At 66.1% G+C, this 20,580-nt stretch carries 21 protein-coding genes and 1 tRNA gene; 11 read left to right on the forward strand and 11 right to left on the reverse strand.

All coding sequences use genetic code 11. The features are described from left to right. Positions 1 to 120: 120 nt before the first annotated feature. Positions 121 to 1,020 (reverse strand): DUF4350 domain-containing protein, encoded by a 900-nt coding sequence (locus Q0L25_RS05585; protein ID WP_296612343.1) that lies wholly within the window; start codon positions 1,018 to 1,020, stop codon positions 121 to 123. Then, on the reverse strand, positions 1,020 to 1,589 hold the full coding sequence (locus Q0L25_RS05590; protein WP_296612345.1) for an NADPH-dependent FMN reductase: 570 nt from the start codon (positions 1,587 to 1,589) through the stop codon (positions 1,020 to 1,022). Before Q0L25_RS05590 ends, Q0L25_RS05585 begins: the two co-directional genes overlap by 1 nt. Before the next feature lie 192 nt (positions 1,590 to 1,781). Here Q0L25_RS05590 and typA point away from each other — a divergent pair, with 192 nt between their 5' ends. After that, entirely contained in the window at positions 1,782 to 3,623 is a 1,842-nt protein-coding gene (gene typA, locus Q0L25_RS05595) for a translational GTPase TypA (protein WP_296612346.1), read from the forward strand. A gap of 72 nt (positions 3,624 to 3,695) precedes the next feature. Here the strand turns inward: typA and Q0L25_RS05600 are convergent, their stop codons facing one another. The 3 genes from Q0L25_RS05600 to Q0L25_RS05610 all read right to left on the reverse strand — a co-directional run bounded on the left by Q0L25_RS05600 (position 3,696) and on the right by Q0L25_RS05610 (position 6,773). Then, positions 3,696 to 4,364, reverse strand: a complete 669-nt coding sequence (locus Q0L25_RS05600; protein ID WP_296612348.1) for a peptidylprolyl isomerase — start codon at positions 4,362 to 4,364, stop codon at positions 3,696 to 3,698. A 71-nt stretch (positions 4,365 to 4,435) separates the two neighbouring features. After that, a complete protein-coding gene (locus tag Q0L25_RS05605) occupies positions 4,436 to 5,863 on the reverse strand; it encodes a GH1 family beta-glucosidase (protein ID WP_296612349.1) in 1,428 nt (475 codons plus the stop codon). Between the two features lie 97 nt (positions 5,864 to 5,960). Next, positions 5,961 to 6,773, reverse strand: a complete 813-nt coding sequence (locus tag Q0L25_RS05610) for an SDR family oxidoreductase (protein ID WP_296612351.1) — start codon at positions 6,771 to 6,773, stop codon at positions 5,961 to 5,963. A gap of 73 nt (positions 6,774 to 6,846) precedes the next feature. On the opposite strand from Q0L25_RS05610, the gene Q0L25_RS05615 reads away from it, so the two are divergent. Further along, positions 6,847 to 7,290, forward strand: a complete 444-nt coding sequence (locus tag Q0L25_RS05615; RefSeq protein WP_296612353.1) for a helix-turn-helix domain-containing protein — start codon at positions 6,847 to 6,849, stop codon at positions 7,288 to 7,290. Between the two features lie 65 nt (positions 7,291 to 7,355). Here Q0L25_RS05615 and Q0L25_RS05620 read toward each other — a convergent pair whose 3' ends face one another. The 4 genes from Q0L25_RS05620 to Q0L25_RS05635 all read right to left on the reverse strand — a co-directional run bounded on the left by Q0L25_RS05620 (position 7,356) and on the right by Q0L25_RS05635 (position 9,924). Then, complete coding sequence (locus Q0L25_RS05620; protein WP_296612354.1) at positions 7,356 to 8,261, reverse strand: hypothetical protein; 906 nt, start codon at positions 8,259 to 8,261, stop codon at positions 7,356 to 7,358. Next, complete coding sequence (locus Q0L25_RS05625; RefSeq protein ID WP_296612356.1) at positions 8,258 to 8,857, reverse strand: sigma-70 family RNA polymerase sigma factor; 600 nt, start codon at positions 8,855 to 8,857, stop codon at positions 8,258 to 8,260. Before Q0L25_RS05625 ends, Q0L25_RS05620 begins: the two co-directional genes overlap by 4 nt. 180 nt (positions 8,858 to 9,037) lie before the next feature. Continuing rightward, positions 9,038 to 9,526 (reverse strand): ATP-binding protein, encoded by a 489-nt coding sequence (locus Q0L25_RS05630; RefSeq protein ID WP_296612357.1) that lies wholly within the window; start codon positions 9,524 to 9,526, stop codon positions 9,038 to 9,040. Beyond that, entirely contained in the window at positions 9,523 to 9,924 is a 402-nt protein-coding gene (locus Q0L25_RS05635; RefSeq protein WP_296612359.1) for an EVE domain-containing protein, read from the reverse strand. The genes Q0L25_RS05630 and Q0L25_RS05635 overlap by 4 nt, the downstream gene beginning before the upstream one ends. Positions 9,925 to 10,060: 136 nt before the next feature. Between Q0L25_RS05635 and Q0L25_RS05640 the strand changes: the two genes are divergently transcribed. From Q0L25_RS05640 to Q0L25_RS05650, 3 genes are all read left to right on the forward strand, one after another. Next, positions 10,061 to 10,447 carry a hypothetical protein gene (locus Q0L25_RS05640; protein ID WP_296612360.1) on the forward strand — a complete coding sequence of 129 codons (387 nt, stop codon included), beginning with the start codon at positions 10,061 to 10,063 and terminating at the stop codon, positions 10,445 to 10,447. A gap of 91 nt (positions 10,448 to 10,538) precedes the next feature. Beyond that, a complete protein-coding gene (locus Q0L25_RS05645) occupies positions 10,539 to 10,811 on the forward strand; it encodes a DUF3297 family protein (RefSeq protein ID WP_296612362.1) in 273 nt (90 codons plus the stop codon). A 57-nt stretch (positions 10,812 to 10,868) separates the two neighbouring features. Further along, entirely contained in the window at positions 10,869 to 13,682 is a 2,814-nt protein-coding gene (locus Q0L25_RS05650) for a hypothetical protein (protein ID WP_296612364.1), read from the forward strand. Positions 13,683 to 13,835: 153 nt separating this feature from the next. Here Q0L25_RS05650 and Q0L25_RS05655 read toward each other — a convergent pair whose 3' ends face one another. Next, the gene (locus Q0L25_RS05655; protein WP_296612365.1) at positions 13,836 to 14,564 is read right to left on the reverse strand and encodes a DUF3142 domain-containing protein; all 729 of its coding nucleotides are present in this window, start codon (positions 14,562 to 14,564) and stop codon (positions 13,836 to 13,838) included. A 3-nt stretch (positions 14,565 to 14,567) separates the two neighbouring features. Beyond that, the gene (locus Q0L25_RS05660) at positions 14,568 to 16,661 is read right to left on the reverse strand and encodes a hypothetical protein (protein ID WP_296612367.1); all 2,094 of its coding nucleotides are present in this window, start codon (positions 16,659 to 16,661) and stop codon (positions 14,568 to 14,570) included. Between the two features lie 239 nt (positions 16,662 to 16,900). Here Q0L25_RS05660 and infA point away from each other — a divergent pair, with 239 nt between their 5' ends. The 6 genes from infA (at position 16,901) to Q0L25_RS05690 (ending at position 20,507) form a co-directional block, all read left to right on the forward strand. Next, entirely contained in the window at positions 16,901 to 17,146 is a 246-nt protein-coding gene (gene infA / locus Q0L25_RS05665; RefSeq protein ID WP_026325702.1) for a translation initiation factor IF-1, read from the forward strand. Between the two features lie 76 nt (positions 17,147 to 17,222). After that, on the forward strand, positions 17,223 to 17,807 hold the full coding sequence (locus Q0L25_RS05670; protein WP_296612369.1) for a nucleoside triphosphate pyrophosphatase: 585 nt from the start codon (positions 17,223 to 17,225) through the stop codon (positions 17,805 to 17,807). 208 nt (positions 17,808 to 18,015) lie between these two features. Next, positions 18,016 to 18,954: a ribonuclease gene (locus Q0L25_RS05675; protein ID WP_296612371.1), complete on the forward strand. Its 939-nt coding sequence runs from the start codon at positions 18,016 to 18,018 to the stop codon at positions 18,952 to 18,954. After that, on the forward strand, positions 18,951 to 19,127 hold the full coding sequence (locus Q0L25_RS05680) for a DNA gyrase inhibitor YacG (protein WP_296612373.1): 177 nt from the start codon (positions 18,951 to 18,953) through the stop codon (positions 19,125 to 19,127). Before Q0L25_RS05675 ends, Q0L25_RS05680 begins: the two co-directional genes overlap by 4 nt. 29 nt (positions 19,128 to 19,156) lie before the next feature. Continuing rightward, positions 19,157 to 19,232, forward strand: a tRNA-Phe gene (locus Q0L25_RS05685). A 138-nt stretch (positions 19,233 to 19,370) separates the two neighbouring features. Next, on the forward strand, positions 19,371 to 20,507 hold the full coding sequence (locus tag Q0L25_RS05690) for a GGDEF domain-containing protein (protein ID WP_296612375.1): 1,137 nt from the start codon (positions 19,371 to 19,373) through the stop codon (positions 20,505 to 20,507). Positions 20,508 to 20,580: the final 73 nt, after the last annotated feature.

Raw genomic sequence — 20,580 nt, forward strand, 5'->3', positions numbered from 1 at the left:
CAATCCCTCTTCGCGATGGTCCGTGGAGTCTGGCCACGAATGGTCGCGCGTTCAAGTGTGTTGCTTATGTAACACGCATCCGTCGAAAGACAAGGGTCGCTTGGTGCCCGCGATCCGGCGCTATTTGACGGCTTCGACGGCCGGCACGGCGCTGGTTGCAAGCCAATAGACCACATTCCGGATGAAACGCTTGTTCCCCTCGGCGCCCGGCGCGTTGAAGCCGATCGGGTGTTTCTTGGGCCCTGCCAGTTGCGCCGACCACGCACCGGCCTCGGCCAACAGGACGACACGTCCCTTCCCTACCGCCAGCGTCGCCCCGCGCAGGTCGCTCCCCGTCATCGGCCGTGGCGGCTTGTCGGTGACCAGCATCGTCCAGCTCTTGTCGAAGCGCAGCAGCGGCGTGGCGGCAGAGGGCGCAGTGAAGGCCGCGCCGTAAAAGGTCTGAATTTGCGGCAGCCCGTGCGTCAGCGGGCCGTCGACCAGCCCGCCATTCGCCAAGCTGAAATATTCTTCCCTGGGAACATGTTGCGCAGCGTACATCTCAATATCGAAACCGAACGACGCCGCCAAAGGACGCAGGCTGCCGGCATAGGGCGGGTGATCGGCAACCATCAGCAGCGCACCGCCGGCTTTTACCCAATCGGTGATCGTCGCGATCTCCTGCGACGTGAAGGCGGAGGTCGACTGGTATTTGGGGCGGTTGGGGGGATCGTTCGGGTTGAGCGGCTCGGCGATCACCAACACCCCGGCCCCGGCCAGATTGGCCGCCGAGATCGGCTTCGCGAAGTCGCGCACAACGTAACCGTCATGTGCCAGCAGCGCCCCGAACGGCGCATAGTTTCCGGCAAGCGTCTGATTCTCGGCGTGGCCGGCATCGATCAGCACGACCGGTCCCTTGCCGGCAGCGAATGCCGGATCGCTGACATTGGTATTGGCATCGGGGTCGACAACCTGCTGAGCGAACCCCGGCGCGGCGACGGCGAACAGCAGAAATAGCGCCGCGGTCGTGATCCTGGACATCAATTCCCTCCACGGGCGGCCTTTAGCGCCCGGCCCCACCATAACAGCTCGTCGAACAATGCCGACAGGCGTCTGTCTTCTATTTCACCCGCATTGAACCGATCGCCCTCGCGCAACTTTGCCGCGCCCTGCAGATGGACCGCGGCGCTCAGCGGTGCCATCTCCATCGCCGCGGTTACTTGCCGCAGCTGTTCGACCGATCGCGCGCCGCCCATACCGCCATGGGCGACAAACGCGACGGGCTTGCGGCCCCATTCGGCATAGACGGTGTCAAGCGCGTTCTTGAGCACCGCGCTTATGCCGTGATTATATTCGGGCGCGACCAGGATATAGCCGTCGGTGGCACCGATCCTTTCCGCCCAGGCCCGCTGTTTCTCGCCGGTATAGCGCCCGGTCGCGGGCGGATTGGGCGCGGCGAACATCGGCAGGTTCCATTCGGCCAGGTCGAGCAACTCGGCATCGAACTCGACGCGTGAGGCGATCCGCTCCATCACCCACTTGGCGATCGGCAGCGAGATGCGTCCTTCGCGCACGCTGCCTACGATGACCGAAATGCTGAGCTGCGCCATAACTGCCTTTCCCAAATCACCGGCCCGTCATTGCCGGGCGCCGCGCATGGATCAAGCGCTAGGCTCAGTATGGCTTTGGTCATTGCGCCGTCTCGAATGACGGCATGTGTACCCACGCCCCTTCCCGCACCGCACAAATTACGCTATGCGCGCCCCCGAACCCGCCTTCGGGCGCCCCAATCAGGATATCTCATGAGCCTCCGCAACGTGGCGATCATCGCCCACGTCGACCACGGTAAGACCACGCTTGTCGACCAGTTGTTCCGTCAGTCCGGCACGTTCCGCGACAACCAGCGCGTCGAGGAACGCGCGATGGATTCGAACGACCTCGAGAAAGAGCGCGGGATCACCATCCTGGCGAAGCCGACTTCGATCGTGTGGAAGGACCCGAAGAGCGGCGTCGATACGCGGATCAATATCGTCGACACCCCCGGCCACGCCGATTTCGGCGGCGAGGTCGAGCGCATCCTGTCGATGGTCGACGGCGTCATCCTGCTGGTCGATTCGTCCGAGGGCGCGATGCCGCAGACCAAGTTCGTGACCGGCAAGGCGCTGGCGCTGGGCCTCCGCCCGATCGTCGTCGTCAACAAGATCGACCGCGCCGACGAGCGCACCCAGGAAGTGCTCGACGAGGTGTTCGACCTGTTCGTCAGCCTCGACGCGACCGACGAGCAGCTCGACTTCCCGGTCCTGTTCGCTTCGGGCCGTAACGGCTATGCCAGCGAGGATCCGCTGGCGCGCTCGGGCACGCTGACCCCGCTGTTCGAGAAGATCGTCGAGCACGTCCCGCCGCCAAGCGTCGATGTCGACGCGCCGTTCACCTTCCTGGTCACCCTGCTCGATCGCGACAATTTCCTCGGCCGCATCCTGACCGGCCGGGTGAATTCGGGCGTGGTCAAGCTCAACCAGCCGATCCATGCGCTGGACGATGCCGGCAACATCATCGAGACCGGCCGTGCGTCGAAGCTGATGTCGTTCCACGGGCTCGAGCGCGTTCCCGTCGAGGAAGCGCGCGCGGGCGACATCATCAGCCTCGCCGGCCTGGCGGTCGCGACCGTCGCCAACACGATCGCCGATACCAGCGTGACGGAGGCGCTGCATGCGCAGCCGATCGATCCGCCGACTTTGTCGATGCGCTTCGCCGTCAACGACAGCCCGATGGCCGGCCGCGAGGGCAGCAAGGTCACCAGCCGCATGATCCGCGACCGCCTGGAGCGCGAGGCCGAGTCCAACGTCGCGATCAAGATCACCGAGAGCGAGGACCGCGACAGTTTCGAGGTCGCCGGCCGCGGCGAACTTCAGCTCGGCGTGCTGATCGAGACGATGCGCCGCGAGGGCTTCGAACTCGGCATCAGCCGTCCCCGCGTGCTGTTCCGCGAGGACGAGAACGGCAAGCGCACCGAGCCGTACGAAACGGTCGTGATCGACGTCGATGACGAATATTCGGGCACGGTCGTCGACAAGATGAACCAGCGCAAGGGCGAGCTGGTCGACATGCGTCCGTCGGGCGGCGGCAAGACCCGCATCACCTTCTCGGCGCCGTCGCGCGGCCTGATCGGCTATCATGGCGAGTTCCTGTCGGACACGCGGGGCACCGGCATCATGAACCGGCTGTTCGAGAAATACGGCCCGCACAAAGGCAATATCGAGGGCCGCAAGAATGGCGTGCTGATCTCCAATGGCGCCGGCGAAGCGAACAGCTATGCGCTCGGCCCGCTCGAGGAACGCGGTATTCTGTTCGTGGGCCATGGCGAGACGCTGTACGAAGGCATGATCGTTGGCGAGAACGCCAAGACGGATGACCTCGAGGTCAATCCGATGAAGGCGAAGCAGCTGACCAACTTCCGCGCCTCGGGCGGCAAGGACGACGCCATCCGCCTGACCCCGCCGAAGAAGATGACGCTGGAACAGGCGATCGCCTATATCGACGACGACGAGATGGTCGAAGTCACGCCAAAGTCGATCCGGTTGCGCAAGCGCTATCTCGATCCGCACGAGCGCAAGCGGGCAAGCCGGGCAAAGCAGGCAGCGTAAGGCTGACCCTTCGATCCGACCAGTCGGTCAGCAAGGCCCCGCGCGGTTAAGCATCGCGCGGGGCTTTTGCTGTCACTTCATCCCGGCGAACAATTCCCACACTTTCGCGCGCCCGGTCGGCTTGGGCGTGCCGTCGAGCCGTTGCGCACGGATGATCGTCACCGGCTTCACCAGCATCTGGCCCTTCATCGCGCCTTCGCCGCCGGGGCTGGTCGGCATCGCCAGGATTTTCTTGACCACGTCCATGCCGCCGACGATGCGGCCGAATACGGCGTAGCCGGGCGAACCGGGCCGGGCGTCCATGTTGGGGCTCGCACCGACCATCAGCGAGAAATTCGCGGTTCCGGAATTGGGATTGTCGTAGCGGGCCATCGAGACCGCGCCGTCGACATGATGCAGTCCGGTCTTGCTGGTCGGCTCGAGCGGCACCGGCTCGAGCCGGCGGCGAGCGTCCGTGTCGATCCCACCCTGGACGAAGCCGAGATTGGGCGCGCCCTTGCGCCGCGCCGCGCGGTAGAAGCGCGTGCCGTCGAGCCGGCCGTCATCGACATACATCAGGAAATTGGCGCCGGTCTTCGGCGCGTGCCGGACATCGATGGCGAGCGTGATCACGCCGGCCGAGGTGATCATCCGGACCCGGACGATCGGCGGCTCCTTCGGCGCGGCGGCCTTTTGCGGCGCGGCCGCGGACACGCTCGCGCCCAGCGCCAGAGCCAGGACCGTCAGCTTCGCGAAGCGCACATCACGTCTCCCAAATACGCAGGAGCCGCCCGATACCCGATCTCGCGCCGCCGGAAACCCCCAATCGGTCGCTAAACCAGCGCGTTGCGCCTGATCAATTCGCGATACCAGGCAGCACTCAGCTTGGGGATACGCTGCTGCGTCTTGAAGTCGACATAGTGCAGCCCGAACCTCTTGCCGTAGCCGTCGGCCCATTCGAAATTGTCCATCAGGCTCCACAGGAAATAGCCGGCCAGCGGTAGTCCCTCCGCCGTGGCACGCTGCGCCTGTCCGATATAGTTGCGCAGGTACATCACGCGGTCGGCATCGTCGATCCGTCCATCCGTCACCGGGTCGTCCGCCGAACAGCCGTTTTCGGTGATGTAGATCGCTTTCGGCTTCCACAGTTCGGTCGCATTACGCACCGCCCAATAAGCGGATTCGGGCCCGACGCGGAGCCAGGGCGAGGCCATATGTGGCGAAGACGCCAGCATCGGCAGGACGGTATAGCCCTGCGCATTGGCGTCTGCCCGAACGAATTGCGGCGCGTAGACGTTGATCCCAACGAAATCGAGGCGGCTGCCGATCGCCTTCATGTCGCCGTCCTCGACCTTGGGCGCCGCCGCGCCCTGCGCCGTCAAATAACTGTCGAGATAGCGTCCCTCCATCACCGCGGTCAGCGCGGCGGCATTGACCTCGCGCATCGCCTTGCGCGCCGCGTCGATATGCTCGGGGGTCTCGATGACCGGCACGGTGATTGAGGGGTTGTCGGCGAGCCCGACCTTGGTCCCCGCCTTCGCGCTCGCGCGGATTGCCTGGACGCCGAGCCCATGCGCCAGCACGCCGTGATGACGCACCTGGTTGACGCCGGCGGGGTCGAGCTTGAGTCCGGGCGCGTGGATACCTTCCTTGTGGCCGAGATCGGTGAAGCAGGCGAATTCGTTGGTCGTCATGAAATGCTTGACGCGGTCGCTGAGCTTGCCCGCCATGAAGCCGGCATAATCGGCAAAGGCCTTGGCGGTGTCGCGCGACTGCCACCCGCCGGGCAATGCCGCGGGCAGATCCCAGTGGAACAAGGTGACGTAGGGCGTGATGTCGTTGGCCAACAGGTCGTCGATCACGCGGTTATAATGGTCGACCCCCGCCTGGTTGGGCTGGCCACGTCCTTCCGGGAAGATGCGCGACCAGGCCAGCGACATGCGGTAGGTCGAGACGCCGAGCGCCTTGAGCAATTGATGATCCTCGCGATAGCGATGATAGCTGTCGCAGGCGATGTCGCCGGTATCGCCATTCGCGACCTTGCCCGGCGTATGCGAGAAGATGTCCCAATTGGTTTCGCCGCGGCCGTCTTCCTTGACGGCGCCCTCGACCTGATAGGCTGCGGTCGCGCAGCCCCATTTGAAGCCCTTGGGAAAGCGGCGCTCGGCGAGCGATCCGGCGGCCAGTGCGGGGCTTGCCGCCGCCATCGTTGAGAACGTTCCCAATATCGCGCCGACCTCACGCCGGGAAAATTCTGCCATGCGCCTCTCCTGTTCTTGGAATGGCGCGCAGCCTAATCACGGCCGGCAGCAAATGCCAGTGCCGGCGGGGCGCCCGGCGAGCGGGCGCCCAGGCGGTTCAGGCCAACGCGGTCTCGCGATAACGGTCGGCAACCGCGCGGTTGCTGAGCTTGCCGCCCAATGCGGCGCGCGATGCCTGCATCGCTTCCCATTGCGGCAGATCGGCGTCCGGAAGCGGCGGGATCGTCACGGTCTCGCGGCGGTCGAACCCGGTCAGCGCCGCATCGACGAGATCATCGACCTCCATCACCCATTCGGGCGGAATCGCGTTGACGTCCTTACCCGACCGTTCCCAGATCTCGGTCCGCGTCGCGCCGGGCAGGACCGCCTGCACATAGAGGCCCTTGGCGCCATATTGGGCCGCGAGGCTCTGGCTCAAATTGAGCAGAAAAGCCTTGGACCCGGAATAAACGCCGTCGAACATCTCCGGGATCAAGGCGAGGACCGAGGCGAGATTGATGATCGCTCCCTCTCCGCGCGCGACGAACGCCTTGCCGGCGGCGCCCGCCAATACGGTGGGTGCGGTAATATTCAGCGCGACGAGCCGCTCAATCTCGATCGGATCGACCGAGATCGCGTCCCCGGTCATCGACAGGCCGGCATTGTTGACCAGCAAGGTGATTGCCGGATCGCTGGCAAACCGTTCCGCCACGCGCGCCAGATCGGCGCGATCGGTGAGGTCGGCGCGAACCACCTCGATCGTGCGGCCGGTTTCGCCGCGCAGCCGTTCGGCCAGCGCCTCCATCCGTGCCTGATCGCGGGCCACCAGGATCAGGTCATAGCCGCGATGGGCGAGGCGATCGGCATAAACCGCGCCGATGCCGGTCGACCCGCCGGTGATCAGCGCAGTCTGGTTGAGAGCTTGAGTCATCGAATTTCTCCTTTTTGCCCGGCACTGAGTCGAGCGACTTGCATTTTGATAGTTCCGTGACTATCATTTTGCAATGGACATCGAGAAATTATCCTTTGGCATCTGCCCGGTCGGTCGTGGACTGGCGCGAGCGGGTGATGCCTGGAGCATGCTGATCCTGCGCGACGCGGGGCTTGGCAAAACCCGGTTCGACGATTTTCAGAAGAGCCTGGGGATCGCGCCCAACATCCTGACGCGGCGGCTGGCCGCCCTGGTCGACGCGGGAATGCTCGAGCGCCGGCGCTACAGCGAACGCCCGCCACGGGACGAATATGTGCTGACCGAGGCAGGCCGCGATTATATGCCGGTGCTGCAAGTTCTGGCCGGCTGGGCGCGCAAGCATTTCGGCGAAGGCGCGATCAGCGAGTTGGTCGAGGCGAGCAGCGGGCGGACGATCACCCCACTGGTGGTCGATGCCGAGACCGGCATACCTCTGTCCGAGATCGCAGTGTCGCTGCGCCAGCCGGGCGCCGCCTGAAGACGCCTTATTCAGGCGGGCGACGGAACTGCCGAAATTGGAGGAAGACAGCCCCGTCTAGGCCCTCAACGATCGGGCGCGCTCTGCCCTTCGTCGTGCGCGTTCGATGGCAATGGCTGGCCCGACTGCAACCGCCACCGCTGTAATCGCTCGGCGCGGCGCTGCATCCACAACTGACGGCGCGCCTGACGCCGCTCGAATCGCTCCTGCGGCGTGAGCGCGTTGCCCATCGCAGCGTCAGGCACAGTGCCGCCGGGACGCGCGGCGCCCGGCTTGACCGGATCGCCCGCAGACGCAGCCAATGCGGATCTCGCCTCAAGCCGCTTTTCCACCTGAGCGGCGACGCGCGGATGGGTAGCGAGATAATCGGCTTTGAGCTTGGCGATCTCCGCCCTGCGCTCGGACGGCGGCAGCGCCCTGATCCGGCGCCATTCGGCCACTGCTGCCTGACGCTGCGCCGCGGGCATGGCGCGGAACCGGGCCATCAGCGCACGGCGCACCAACGGCCGATTTACCGGCAGCCCCGCCGCGATCCGTGCCTGGCGCTGCGCGCGCCATCGGTCGAGCGGTGCCGGATCCGGCGACACCGTCGGTTGAGGCTCGGGAACCGTCGCCAGCGCCTGTGCTTGCCCGACCTTCGGCTTCGGCCTTTCCGCACGCACCACATGCTTCGGCTTTGTCACCTCCGGCTCGGCGACGGTGCGGGTAATGCCGGGGATCGCGATCGGCAGCTTGCCGAACCAGCCGGTCGCCGCTGCCGTCGCGCTGGCCAGGACCAGCGCACCGGCGCCGAACAAGACGCGGCCATGCGCCCGCCAGCCCACGCGCGAGGTTCGCCGCGGCGGCACGCGAGCGCCGACAGTCGCCGCCGAGACGATATCGGCGGCAAGACCGGATCGCATCGCCGGTACCGTGAAGCGATCGAGCGCGGCGCGTTCGGCGGCGGTGAAATCCATCTCGTTCGCGCTCATGACGCGATCTCCCCGGTCAGCGAGGTCAGCCCTCGTGCCGCCAATGAAGCGCGCATCGCGCCGCGCGCGCGCAACAACAGCGACTCGAACGCCTTCAGGTTGAGCTCCAGCGCCTCGGCCGCCATCGAATTGGGTAACTCCTCATAATAAGTCAGCACGATCGCAGCGCGATGCCGCTCGCTGAGGTCGCCGAGCGCGGCACGCGCCGCGCGGCGCAAGTGTTCTTCCTCGACCTGGGCGTCCGCCCCCGGCGCTTCGTCGGCGCGTTCCGGCTGCTCTTCGTCGCTGGCGAAGCGCCGCCGCCTGAGCCGGTCGAGGCATTGATTGACCGCAACCCGCGTCAACCACGCCGCAATCCCCGCCTGCCCCGGCCGCCAGCGTTCGGCCGACGCCCACAACCGCAGCAGAGCCTCCTGCGCGATATCCTCGGCCTCCGCCGCGTCGCCGATCATGCGATAGGCGATGCGATGGAGCATCGCGGCATGGGCGTCCACCACGCGGCCGAACGCCACGGCATCGCGCCCGGCGATACGCGTCATCAACGCATCGTCGTTATCGGCCGGCGCGGCGTCCCGCACGGCGCTGGTGAACCGCATCAACACGTATCCAGTCTGGCTCCTGCCAGCTTAACGCGCGATGGCGCCGAACCCTTCGACAAATTCGGCAAGATCAGAATCGTCATGCCGGGCTCGTCCGGCATCCAACGCGCCACAACGGACGGAGTCCATTGTGGAGGGTTGGACCCCGGAACAAGTCCGGGGTGACGAAAGGGTTACCTACGAAGCCTCATGCCGGATGATCGCAAAGCCTTCATCGGCCTGCGGCGGCACGAAGTGCGCGGTGAACTGGTCGAACTCGGCATCGCTTGCCTGATAAGCATGCGTGCCCGCCGCGTTGCGCGCATGAAGGCGTTGCCGGCACAGCTCATCGGGCAGATCGAGGAAATGCAGCGTCGCGGTGATTCCCGCCGCATCAGCCAGTCCGCGCATCCACGTCCGACTGGCAATTGTGTTGGCCGGAAAATCGAGAATGATCGTCAGGCCGCGCTTCAACAGGTCGACGATCAACGGCGCGATCGCTGTCCGCAGCCGATCGCTTTCGCGCCGATAGTCGTCGAGCGAGGTGATCTGCGCCGGATAGAGCGTCGCCAGCCACTGATCCTCGGCCAAGACGAGCCCGCCCGTCTCGACCGCCAGCTTCGCGGAAAGCGTCGACTTTCCAGCGGCGATCTTGCCCGTGATCAGTTGGAGGGCACCCGCGCTCATCCCTGCGCCATTTCCATCAGCACCGCCCATTCATCGTCGCGGACCGGCGTCACCGACAGCCGCGACTGCCGCAGCACCTCGATTTTCGCGAGGCGCGGTTCCGCCTTCATCTCGGCGAGCGTGACGTGATGCTTCAACGGCCTGACCGGCTTGACCGCGACCGATGCCCAGTCGCCTTTCTCGCCATCGGGTTTCCAGGTGCGCGTGATCTCCATGATCCCGGCACAGGCCTTTTCGGTGTTCGAATGATAGAGGATCGCCTGGTCGCCTACCTGCATGTCCTTGAGGAAATTGCGCGCGGTGTAATTGCGGATGCCGTCCCATTCGGTGCCGCCGTCGCGGACCAGCTGATCCCAGCCATAGACTTCGGGCTCCGACCGCAGGAACCAGTACGCCATCCGCTATCTCCCTACCTAAATCCCAAGTGAATGCCCGTCTCAGCGGCCATTCAGACCGACTCGCATAGAAGGATGCAACAGGCTCGGACAGTCTGCGTTTAGTCTGTCGGAACCGAGTGATGATTGGAGGTTCGAAATGAACAAGCTTCTGACCAAGGCCGTCCTGGGCGCAACGCTCGCAGCCACCGCGCTGACCGCGGCAGCCCCTGCAGATGCGCAGCGTTATTATCATCGCTGGCACCGTGGCGGCGACAGCACCGGCGCAGCGATCGCGGGCGGCGTTGTCGGTCTGGCGCTGGGTGCGGCGATCGCGTCGTCGGCGAATGACCGTTACGACCGCGATTATTATTATCGCAGCCGCGGCTATCGCCCTGATTACGATGACTATTATTATCGCCAGCGCGGCTATTATCCGACCGACGGCTATTATGCCTATCGCTATCGCGACTATCGCCACTGCTGGGTCGAACGTCGCTACGACCCGTATTGGGATCGCAGCGTCCGGGTCCGCGTCTGCAACTAAGCAGCCGCTGAACTGAGCGGAACGGCGCGGGAAGCCACGGCTTTCCCGCGCCGTTTGCTTTTTGCAGCAGGTCACGGCAATAGCCCGCGCCATGACCGATACGCCCCCCGATCACTTGTCGAGCAATCCGCGCAGCCCCTTCTTCGACCAGGAGGCATTGCAGCGCGGCGTCGGCATCCGTTTCAAGGGTTCCGAGCGCACCGATGTCGAGGAATATTCGATCTCGGAAGGCTGGGTCCGCGTCGCGCTCGGCAAGAAGGTCGATCGCCACGGCAATCCGCTGACCATCAAGCTGACGGGTCCGGTAGAGGCCTATTTCCACACCGCGGCGGAATCGGACGAGGGCGCCGACGGGGCCGAATAAGACCCGTCATCGAAGCGTAGCAACCGCGTCCTATCCGCCCCGGATGAAGGGGAGACGATGATGAGGATGCGCGCGTTAATCGGACTGGTCGCCGGGCTCGGCGCCGCGGCATCGGCGCAGCAACTGCCGACCGGCCAGTCGCTCTCCCCGCTCGCCGCGCCCGGGGCGGTGTTCCGTCCGCTGGTCTCGCGGGTCGGCCCGCACCCCGATTATATCGCCGATGGCGCCGCCGCGATCGCGGTCAGTCCCGATCGCCGCGAGATGCTGGTGCTGACCAGCGGGTTCAACCGCTTCAACGGCCCTGACGGGCAGGTCGTCGCCGCGCAATCGGGCCAATATGTCTTCGCCTATCGCATCGACCGCGCCGGCGCGCGGCTCGAGCAGACGCTGGTCGTACCCAATGCCTATTCGGGCATCGCCTGGACGCCCGACGGACGCGGCTTCGCGGTTGGTGGCGGCGTGGACGACGTCGTCCACCTGTTCCGCCGCGGCAAGACGGGGTTCGCGCCAGCCGGCACTCCGATCAAGCTCGGTCACGCGACGGGCAATGGCGTCGACGTCAAGCCGCAAGCGGCGGGTGTCGCGATCAGCCCCGACGGCAAGCGCCTGCTGGTCGCCAATTACTATAACGATTCGGTCACGTTGATCGACCTCGCCAGCCGCGCGATAATCACCGAACAGGATTTGCGGCCGGGCAAGATCGATCCCGCCGCGTCCGGCCAGCCCGGCGGCGAATTCCCCTTCGCGATCATTTGGCGCGACAATGGACGCGCCTATGTCTCGGCGCCGCGCGACCGCCAGATCGTCGCGCTCGATATCGCCGGTCGCGCGATCCGCGTCGCCAAGCGTATCGCCACGATCGGCGAGCCGACCGCGATGCTGATCGCCCCGCGCACGCACCGCCTCTACGCGACCGAGGACAATGCCGATCGTCTGGCAATGGTGGATATGACCACCGACACCTTGACCGGCGAGCCGCGGCTCGGCTTGCCGGACAGCCTGTCGGCGGGGCCGCTCGGCAAGGGGATCAATCCCAACGGCCTGGCGCTCACGCCAGCCGGCACCTTGCTGGTGACTTATGGCGGGATCAATGCGGTGGCGATGGTCACGCCGGGCGCGACGGCGGCCGAGGTGGTCGGCGTCGTGCCGACGGGCTGGTATCCCAGCGCGGTCGCGACCAGCGCCGACGGCGCGCGCGTCTTCGTCGTCAACCGCAAGAGCCCGCCCGGCCCCAACCCGCGCGGCTGCGCGCCCAAACTCGCGGTCGAGAAGGCGCAGCCGAGTGCCTGCGGCGCGGCCAACCAATATATCTTCCAGTTGGAAAAGGCAGGACTGCTGCAGTTCCCGATGCCCGACGGCCGGGCATTGGCGAAGACCACGCTGCAGGTCGCCGAAAATATCGGCCTGTCCAACGCCACGGCGCGCCGCGCGGCGGAGGCGCGGATGGCCGAGGTCGCCAAGCGCATCAAGCATGTTGTCTTCATCGTGAAGGAAAACCGCACCTATGATCAGGTGCTCGGTGACCTGGAGATCGGCAATGGCGACCCGAGCCTGGCGATCCTGGGCGAGGCGCTGAGCCCCAATCACCACGCCATGGCCCGCAATTTCGTGACGCTCGACAATTTCTACGATTCGGGCGAGCAATCGAGCACCGGCTGGACCTGGACCACCGCGGCGCGCGTGCCCGATTTGCTCGAAAAGACCGCGCCGGTGAATTACGCGGCACGCGGCCTGGCCTATGAATCGGAGGAAGCGGACCGCAACGTCGCGACCAGCCTGAGCCTCGCCGAGCGCCGCAAGGCCGATCCACGCCATCCAAACGATCCCGATTTGATGCCCGGCCCGGCCCTGCTCAACGCGCCCGATGCCGATGACGACAAGCTGCCCGGCCAGGGCTATTTATGGAACGCCGCGATCCGCGCCGGGCTGACCGTGCGCAATTACGGGTTCTCCGACGCGTCGGTCTATGACAGCGAATCCCCCGGTTTCGTCCCCTTGTTGCGCGAGCCGTTCAAGGACAAGCACACGATCTGGACGCCCGCCGACCGTGATCTCGCCAGCCGCAGCGACCCGTATTTCCGCGGCTTCGACCAGAAACTGCCCGATTATTGGCGCATGCTCGAATGGCGGCGCGAATTCGACCAGCAGGACAAGGCGGGGACGATGCCCGCGCTCACCCTGCTGCGCCTTAGCCACGATCATTTCGGCGACTTCAAGGAAGCGGTCGACGGCGTGAATACGGTCGAGACCGAGATGGCCGATAACGATTATTCGGTCGGTATGGTGTTGGAACGCATCGCCAATAGCTCGTTCAAGGATTCGACCCTGGTGTTCGTGATCGAGGACGATGCGCAGAATGGCGGCGACCATGTCGACGCGCGACGCAGCATTGCCTTCGTCGTCGGGCCGTATGTGAAGCAACGCGCCCTGGTCTCGACGCGCTACACCACGGTCAGCATGTTGCGCACGATCGAGGCGGTGCTCGGGCTGCCGCCGCTCGGGCTCAACGATGCGCTGGCGGCACCGATGGCGGATGTGTTCGACCTCAATCAGAAGGACTGGAGCTTCCGTGCGAAGGCCGCCGACGTGCTGCGCGGGACCAAGCTGCCGATCCCGGCCGACCGCTTCGTCGCCGCGAAGACAGCCGCGAATGCCTGCCCCCCGCGCGATGCCGGCTGGTGGGCGGCGGCGATGCAGGGGCAGGATTTCACCAGCGAGGACCGGCTCGACACGTCGCGGTTCAACGCGGCGTTGTGGAAGGGGCTGGCGGATGGGCCGGAGCCGCTGGCGCGCAGTGGTACGGATTTGCGGGCCAATCGGGCAAGCCTGCTGCAACGAGCGGCGGCCGGGCGAGTGTGTCGGGCATCTTAACGAGCCGCCGACTTCCTACGCATCCCCGGCGAATAACCGACGCGATTCAATAACAGCCGTCACCCCAGCGAAAGCTGAGGTCTCGTGCAGTATATCAATCGCCTGAGATCCCAGCTTTCGCTGGGATGACGGGACGAACGTCCGAGAGGCGGTCTACTCTTTACCTTCGGCCTCGATCGGATTGACCAAAAACGTGACATACCCCCGAAACCACGGGTTGGCCTCCAGCCCTGGGGTAGGCTGCCATTCGCCCCCCTGCAGCAGGCCGATGCGGAACGGCAGCTTCAGCCGATCCAGCTTGGCCAGATACGCCTGATACCCCGGAATGACATGCCGCCCCTGATAGATTTGCAGTACCGCCTCATCGACGACGCCCGCGAGCGCATCGAGGCCCTTGGGATCGCCGTTCGCGCTCCAGTCGAGCAGTCCGGTGATCCCCAGCCGGCAATCCTTGGGGAGCCGTGTCCGAAGCCCGCGCAGAAACGCGGCGTAATCCTGCAAATGCCGCGTCCGCGCGTCGAAATCGATCTGCACGCCGACAACCCGGTTGCCGCCCGCTCGCCACCGCGCCAGCGCCGCGAGCAATTGGTCGTAAATGGCGGGCGACCAGGCGAGCGTCTCGACCCGCACCACCATCCAGACGTCGCGATTGCCAAGGTGCGGAACCGCCGCGCGCTGCACCGCGTAGCGGACCGGGTCGGTCGCCTCGATCTGGCCCTGCAACAGATACAGCCGTTTAGCCCTCGCCAGCGCCGGCTGCGCCCGCACCCCCGCCCATAGCCACACGGCATCGTAAGCTGGCGCCACCGCCCGATCGCGCGCGATCGGTACCGGCAGCAGGGCGATCCCCAATGCCGCGACGGCGAGGACGGCGCGGATCACCGCCTACCAATAATAACGCAGCTCGCGCGCCCAACGCGACTTGGGGTAATCGCTCTTCAGCCGGGCGAACCACGCCTTGCGCACCGCCTTGTCGACGTCGGTTCCGCCGCACGAATTGTTACCAGACGGCGCGTAGCAATTGACCGCCCGGAACAAGGCATAGGCCTTGTCGTCTGCCGGTGCCTTGGCGTCGGCGGCGATCGATTTGTAGACCTCCAGCCGGGAATAGACCGGTCCGGCGAACAGCGTCTTCGTCCCGCCGAGATCCTGCTTGGGCGGCTGGCTGTCGAGCACGAACTGGTCGAACCCATTGGCGCGGAAGAAGTCGGCCAGGCAGAGCCGCGCATGCGGGCTGCCGGGCGCTGCCGCGAGATCGGCGGCGGTGCGCCTGAGCGTCGGGCAGTCGATATCGGTCGGCTGGGTCGGCCTTAGGAACAGCCCGAGCGGCAAGGCTTCCGATCCCAGCAGATCGTAGAAATTGGTGTCGCTGGCAGCACCCGCCGGCACCAGCGCGAGGTCGGTGCCGAAATCGCGATACGCGCCTCGGCTCAATTCCTTGTAGAGCAGGGTGAACAGCGCCAGTTGGCGTTCGTGCGCCGCCTTCGCTCCGGTCGCCTGTTTGCGCAGCAGCCCGGCATCGGCGACGTTGGTCAACAGGATCCCACGCAGCATCGCGTCGTCGACGGGCGAGTCGGGCGCGAATACCCGCGCCAGCCCGCCGGTCCGCTCGTCATGCCAGGCGAGCGCGAGTTCGAGCGCGGAATGCTGCGCGTCGAGCTTCGCGCCGGGCAGCATCTCCAGCCAGAAGCCGCGCGCATTGCGATCGCCGACGGCCTCCAGCGCCATGCCGCGTAACATCTGGCGGCTGAACTGCACCTCGTTGAAGCTCGATTGGCGCGCGGCGTCGGGGATCAGCTTGAGCACCTCGGCCGGTTTCTTGCCGATATAATATTGATGCGCGGCGACCAGATAGTCGAACAGCGCCTGATTGCCGGCGAACGCCGCGCGCTGGCCGTTGATCTCGGCCAGCGTGATCGGATCGGTGCAGCAGCCGGCGCTGACCTCGTCGTCCGCCATCCGCATCCGCTTGAGGTCGAGCACGGCGAGCAGGGTCGGATCGCGCGTGTCGCCGATCGTCAGATCGGGCAGCAGCTTGGTGTCCATTTCCTCGGCGAGATCGACGTCGTTGAATCCGCGCACCGCCGCCGGCTGCGCGAACAAGGCGACATATTGCTGGGCGAGCAGGTCGCGTTTGCTGCCGAACCAATAGACGCGCCGCAACAGGCCGCGCGCCGACCCCGCATAGAGCCCGTTGGGATAGTCCTTGAGATAGGCGCGCAGGCCGGCGTCCGCGGCGGCGACGACTTTCTGGTCGACCGTCTTGAAATCCTTCGGGATGCCATATTCGTCGAACAGGCCGACCTGGATGCGGTTCACCTCGACCCGCGCCGCCATGTAGCGGGCGGTCTCGCGCAGCCAGCCGTCACGCGCGCCGCCCAGGCTGGCGAAGCGTGTCCCCGCCGCATCGAAATCGCCGTCGTAAAAGGCCTGCGCGCCGGCCAGATAGGTGGCGAACGCCTTGCCCGCGGGCGACTTCACTTGCCCGTCGAGCGCCGCGCTGACGCTCGCGCCGGGCTTGGCGCAATCGGGATTGAGCGACTTGCGTGCGGCGATCAGCGCCGCGCCCTCGCCCCCCGGCAATCTGGCGGCGTTGACCGCCGCCTCGAACGCCTCCGCGCCGCTACCGTTGGACCGGCAACGCGACCCTTCGCCCGAGGAATAGTCGCTGTCGCTATTGTCCGGCCGCACCGCCAGCCAGCCCGACAAGGTGCGCCAGTCGAACAAGGCGCCGAGCGGCTGCGGCGGCGCCCCCTCGCCCGGCCTGGGCAGCGACCCGCGCCGATCGAACAGCAGCATCGTGAGGTTGGTCCGCGTATCGTTGCCCGGCCCGAGCATCGCCATGTCGTCGCAGCCGGTGAGGTTGGCGTGGTTCAGCCGCCAGGACGGCGAACAGCCGAAATCGCCGCTGGCATCGGCGGGAAGCGGGATGGCGAAGCAGGCAGCGGCAGCGGCAAGCGAAACGCAGAGACGGCGCATGGCAAAGACCCCCGGTGAACGACGAAGATTAAAAATGCCATGCCGCCAACATCTTGCCTAGGAAGATTGCGTCATCGCCGGCGATTTCGCGCGGACAGCTTGCCCTTGCCGGTCGGGGCGCTCATCGCCATATCCTCGAGCGTTCCCCGCCCGCCCCGGCAGGGCAGCTTCCCTTTTCGTCCCCCATCCGCTAAGGGCGCGCGTCACGCGGCGCTGCCCGCATACTCATGAGGCATTGTTTGGCTAAAGAAGAACTTCTCGAAATGCGTGGCCAGGTAGTCGAACTGCTGCCCAACGCCATGTTCCGCGTCCGGCTGGAAAACGACCATGAGATCCTGGGTCACACCGCCGGCAAGATGCGCAAGAACCGCATCCGCGTGCTGGTCGGCGACGAAGTGCTTGTCGAGCTGACTCCGTACGACCTGACCAAGGGTCGCATCACCTATCGCTTCATGCCGGGCCGCGGCGGACCGGGGCCGCAATAATGCCCCGCCGCCCCAGCGAAAGCTGGGGTTCTATGCGGCTTGAGATGCCAGCTTTCGCTGGCATGACGCCCCAACAATGAAACTCGTCCTCGCCTCCACGTCTCCCCGCCGGCAGGAATTGCTAGCGCGGATCGGGATCGTGCCCGCGCGCCTCGCGGCGCCCGATATCGACGAGACTCCGCTGAAGGCCGAGGCGCCGCGTGCTTATGTCGCGCGGCTGGCCGAGAACAAGGCGCTGGCGGTCGAGCGCGCGCCGGACGAGGTCGTGCTGGCCGGCGACACCACCGTCGCGGTCGGGCGCCGCATCCTGGAAAAGCCGGTCGACGAGGCCGATCTGCGCCGCATGCTCGGGCTGCTGTCGGGGCGGCGGCACCATGTTTATTCGGGCGTGTGCGTGATCGGCGCCGATGGCCGGCCGCGCGTTCGCGTCGCCGACACGATCGTCGCGTTCAAGGCGCTCTCCCCGGCCGAGATCGACTGGTATGTCGCGAGCGGCGAAGGCATGGGCAAGGCTGGCGGCTATGCCATCCAGGGCAAGGCCGAGGCGTTCGTCCGCTATCTGGCCGGCAGCCATTCCAACGTGGTCGGCCTCCCGGTGTTCGAGACGCGCTCGTTGTTGACCTCGGCGGGCCTGCCGCTGGATCAGTCAGAGGCCGACTGACTTGGAACGGCATCCATCTCGGGGGCAGCTTGAAGGAATGGCTCCAATCGAGATGACGGCACTGCCACGCCTCACTCCCAACCGTCACCCCGGGCTTGTCCCGGGGTCCACCGCGCCGCAGGCCCGGTTCGCAGTTGGTTGCGCGGTGGATGCCGGGACGGGCCCGGCATGACGAAGTTGACGATCGATCGTCTCCCGAAAGCACGGCGTGACTGAGTGGCTGTATGAGGCCGGGATCGGCGAAGCGCGCGCCGCTCTGGTCGAGGACGGCACCATCCTGAAAGCGCGGATCGAACGGCCGGGCGGGCTCAAGCTCGGCGCAGTGCTCGACGGCCAGTTGATCGAACGCGTCGCCGCCGGGCTGAGCCGCGTCGAAACCGCCGAGGGCGCGGCGGTGATCGAGCGCTTGCCGCCTGGCATTACCTTGGGCGCGCGGCTGACAGTCGAGGTCGTGCGCGAAGCTATTCCTGAACCGGGCCGCCCAAAGCTCGCCAAGGTCGCGGCGAGCGACGCCGAACCGCGCGCGGCCGACGATTTGCTCGCTCGGTGCCGGGCGAGCGGCTTTCCCGTCCGTATGCTCCGCGCCCATGAGCTGGACGCGCTCGAAGCCGCAGGCTGGTCCGAAGTGCTCGACGAGGCCGAGACCGGGGAGATCGCCTTTCCCGGTGGCGCGCTGCGCATGTCGCCCACGCCCGCGATGACCCTGTTCGATGTCGACGGGCCTGGCGCCCCTGCCCCACTGGCGCTCGCCGCGGCGCGTGCGGCGGCGATGGCGATCATGCGGCTCGATATTGGCGGATCGATCGGGATCGACTTCCCGACCCTGGGCAACAAGGCCGAGCGTCAGGCGGCAGCGGAGATGATCGATGCCGTCCTGCCCCAGCCGTTCGAACGCACCGCGATCAACGGCTTCGGATTCCTCCAGATCGTCCGCCCGCGCCGCCGGGCGTCGCTTCCCGAGCTGCTCCGCGCCGACCCTGTCGCCTCCGCGGCGCTGGCGCTGTTGAGGGCGATCGAACGCACGCCGCCGCCGGTGCCGCCGGTCCAGTCCGCCGGACCGCGCGTCGCCGGCTGGCTGGCCGCGCATCCCGACCTGGCCGATGAGTTGTCGCGGCGGACCGGCGCCCCCATCTCCTTCACGTCATGACCAAGGCCAATACCTGCCCGCTCTGCGGCAAGACCACCGACCCGGCATACAAGCCGTTCTGCAGCCGTGGCTGCAAGGACCGCGACCTGCTGAAATGGCTGGGTGAAGGATATCGCATTCCGGCGGGACCCGCCGGTCCGGAAGCACTGGACAGCGAGGTTTCGAGCGATTAGAGCGCCCGCTTCCGCGCTTCGCCGGATATGCCCAAGTAGCTCAGTTGGTAGAGCATGCGACTGAAAATCGCAGTGTCGGTGGTTCGATTCCGCCCTTGGGCACCATTCCTTAACAGCTTCGAGGCATGGTCCCGCAACTATCTAGCCGGAACTAGGTAGAATTCCGGAGCCCGGAAGGCCCGGCGGCGGGACGAATATTAACCGCGACCGTGGAACATGCCGCTTCGGAAAGGAGCGGCGCGCGTGGACGGAAGCAGGGCAAGGGTGCCGGACGGCACCTATATCAAATTGGTTGCCAGCCTGTTCTCGACCCTGTTGCCGACGGCGATCATGGCGATGTCGTTCCTGGGGGTCGCCGCGCTGATCACCAGCCAGACGCCGGACACCACGCTGACCCTTTTGATGGTTGCCGGATCGGTGGCCGCCGCTGCACGGCTCACCGTCGTGCTGCTCTATCGCCGGCGCGTCGCCGACCCGGCGCTCGGCGTCGAGACCGCGCGGCATTTCGAGCGCCACTTCGCCACGGCGTATCTCGCCTTCGCGCTCATATTCGGCCTGTTCGGGGCGCGCGCCTTCATGATCGCCGCCCCGGCGAGCCGCATGGCAATCGTGGGGCTCTTGTTCGGTTATGGCGCCGGCGTCGCGGCCGGCCTGTCGATGCGGCCCTGGATCAGTGTGCCGAGCATGCTGGTCGCGATCGTGCCGACCATCGTCGTCGCCTGGTCTTTCCCGGACATCACTTTTTGGGCGACCGGGGCTTTGCTCGCGGTTTTTCTCGCCGGCGGGATCCAGAGCGTGTTCGCCCGTTACCGTCAGGCCGCGGCAGATATTACCCGGCGCCAGTTGTTCGCGACGCTGGCGCGCTCCGACCACCTCACCAACCTGCCCAACCGCCTGAGCCTGCGCGAGCGTTTCGACATCTCTGTCGCCAACAGCGGCCCGCGCGACACGATCGCGGCCCACTGTCTGGATCTCGACCGGTTCAAGCCGGTCAACGATCGTTACGGCCACCCGACCGGCGACGCGTTGCTGAAGGCGGTATCGGGCCGGCTGCAGGGATTGTTGCGCAAGAGCGATTTCGCCTCGCGGATCGGCGGAGACGAATTCGTCGTGGTGCAAGCCCAAATGGCGCATGCCGGAGAGGCGCAGCTTCTGGCGCGCCGGATCGCCAAAGCGATCGCCCAGCCTTATTCGATCGACGGCCATGATATCTCGATCGGCACGAGCATCGGTTATGCCGAGACGATGGCAGCCGACGCGGATCTCGATCGCCTGATCGCCCAGGCCGATGCGGCGCTTTGCGGCATCAAGAGCAAGGGCGGCGGCATTGCCCGGTTCGAACCGGCCAGCGTCGAAGCCGATCTTCGTCTCAGCGCCTGAATATCCCCGGCACGATCGATCGACTTGCCGCGGCACACGTCACGGCTTTGGGCCGAAATTATCGGCCAACATC

The organism is Sphingomonas sp. (assembly GCF_024508665.1).
In the GTDB taxonomy this organism is placed as follows: Bacteria; Pseudomonadota; Alphaproteobacteria; order Sphingomonadales; family Sphingomonadaceae; genus Sphingomonas.

Excerpts from the sequence above, each read along its gene's own strand:
- Q0L25_RS05585 (WP_296612343.1), bottom strand. The coding sequence starts at position 1,020 with ATGTCCAGGATCACGACCGCGGCGCTATTTCTGCTGTTCGCCGTCGCC.
- Q0L25_RS05590 (WP_296612345.1), bottom strand. The coding sequence starts at position 1,589 with ATGGCGCAGCTCAGCATTTCGGTCATCGTAGGCAGCGTGCGCGAAGGA.
- typA (WP_296612346.1), top strand. The coding sequence starts at position 1,782 with ATGAGCCTCCGCAACGTGGCGATCATCGCCCACGTCGACCACGGTAAG.
- Q0L25_RS05605 (WP_296612349.1), bottom strand. The coding sequence starts at position 5,863 with ATGGCAGAATTTTCCCGGCGTGAGGTCGGCGCGATATTGGGAACGTTC.
- Q0L25_RS05610 (WP_296612351.1), bottom strand. The coding sequence starts at position 6,773 with ATGACTCAAGCTCTCAACCAGACTGCGCTGATCACCGGCGGGTCGACC.
- Q0L25_RS05615 (WP_296612353.1), top strand. The coding sequence starts at position 6,847 with ATGGACATCGAGAAATTATCCTTTGGCATCTGCCCGGTCGGTCGTGGA.
- Q0L25_RS05620 (WP_296612354.1), bottom strand. The coding sequence starts at position 8,261 with ATGAGCGCGAACGAGATGGATTTCACCGCCGCCGAACGCGCCGCGCTC.
- Q0L25_RS05625 (WP_296612356.1), bottom strand. The coding sequence starts at position 8,857 with ATGCGGTTCACCAGCGCCGTGCGGGACGCCGCGCCGGCCGATAACGAC.
- Q0L25_RS05630 (WP_296612357.1), bottom strand. The coding sequence starts at position 9,526 with ATGAGCGCGGGTGCCCTCCAACTGATCACGGGCAAGATCGCCGCTGGA.
- Q0L25_RS05635 (WP_296612359.1), bottom strand. The coding sequence starts at position 9,924 with ATGGCGTACTGGTTCCTGCGGTCGGAGCCCGAAGTCTATGGCTGGGAT.
- Q0L25_RS05640 (WP_296612360.1), top strand. The coding sequence starts at position 10,061 with ATGAACAAGCTTCTGACCAAGGCCGTCCTGGGCGCAACGCTCGCAGCC.
- Q0L25_RS05645 (WP_296612362.1), top strand. The coding sequence starts at position 10,539 with ATGACCGATACGCCCCCCGATCACTTGTCGAGCAATCCGCGCAGCCCC.
- Q0L25_RS05650 (WP_296612364.1), top strand. The coding sequence starts at position 10,869 with ATGATGAGGATGCGCGCGTTAATCGGACTGGTCGCCGGGCTCGGCGCC.
- Q0L25_RS05660 (WP_296612367.1), bottom strand. The coding sequence starts at position 16,661 with ATGCGCCGTCTCTGCGTTTCGCTTGCCGCTGCCGCTGCCTGCTTCGCC.
- Q0L25_RS05670 (WP_296612369.1), top strand. The coding sequence starts at position 17,223 with ATGAAACTCGTCCTCGCCTCCACGTCTCCCCGCCGGCAGGAATTGCTA.
- Q0L25_RS05680 (WP_296612373.1), top strand. The coding sequence starts at position 18,951 with ATGACCAAGGCCAATACCTGCCCGCTCTGCGGCAAGACCACCGACCCG.